1 pseudogene is annotated in these 294 nt (G+C 53.4%); it reads left to right on the top strand.

From position 1 onward, the window contains the following. Positions 1-17: 17 nt before the first annotated feature. Positions 18-294: pseudogene (locus tag E5W87_RS35780) on the top strand (calcium-binding protein); the annotation flags it as partial.

Genomic DNA, 294 nt, shown 5'->3' with positions numbered 1-294 from the left:
GCAAATACCATACCCAAGTGAGCGCTGCCAACCTGAAGGCGGAATCCGACTGGATCCATGCCCATTTTCCGGGCGCCAAGACTTTTATCACCCTGATGGACATGGGATCGTTCGCAGATTCGGATTATTCCAATACCTATAATCCTGCCAACACCGGCATCGATTATTACGGAATAAACCCTTATCCGGTGCGCACGACTGCGGTGGACTTCAACTACATTGATAGAGCCGTGGCGGCGGCGTTGGAAGCAGGCATCCCGCAGAGCGCGATCATTCCGGTCTATCAGGCGTTTG

The organism is Mesorhizobium sp. (genome assembly GCF_004962925.1).
Lineage (GTDB): Bacteria > Pseudomonadota > Alphaproteobacteria > Rhizobiales > Rhizobiaceae > Mesorhizobium.
The sequence above is the reverse complement of the archived record's forward strand: the minus strand, read 5'-3'. Positions and strand labels throughout refer to the sequence as shown.